At 50.2% G+C, this 540-nt stretch carries 1 protein-coding gene; it reads right to left on the bottom strand.

From position 1 onward, the window contains the following. Window positions 1-18: 18 nt before the first annotated feature. Window positions 19-540: MotA/TolQ/ExbB proton channel family protein (locus R7E78_RS29890; protein WP_318059112.1), on the bottom strand; the 522-nt coding region annotated here is incomplete at its 5' end.

The raw sequence follows: 540 nt of genomic DNA, 5'->3' as shown, positions 1-540 counted from the left end.
CATCACAAATCTCCGCGATTACTCATCAATCTCAAGAGCACGTTTACCCTCGTTGAGGTAGTTCTTCAGGTAGCTGTCGATAACTCGTGGGTTTTGACCATCTTGAATGGCAAGTACGCCGTCCATGATCAAACGGCGGTTAAGCGTTTCTTGATCTCGGCGTAAAGAAAGCTTATCGGCAATTGGGAAGAACAGCATGTTTGACAACACCGCACCGTAAAGTGTGCTTAAAAGGGCTACCGCCATTGCAGGACCGATGGCTTTTGGGTCATCCATGTTCGAAAGCATCGCAACCAGACCAACCAGCGTACCGATCATCCCCATCGCTGGTGCAACGTCACCAAACGCCCGGAAAACACCCGTGCCTTGCGTGTGTCGCTCATCCGTCAAGGCAATGTCTTTTTGCAACGCAGCGCGAACCACATCCGCATCGTGACCATCCACCAAAAGGTCAATGCCTTTCTGCATAAAGCTGTTGTTGATTTCCATCTCTTCTAGAGCAAGAAAACCGCCTTTACGCGCCGCATCAGCCATTTCAAC

It is taken from the genome of Vibrio sp. YT-19(2023) (genome assembly GCF_033337395.1).
Note: the sequence above shows the minus strand (reverse complement) of the source record. Positions and strands in the feature narration are given on the sequence as shown.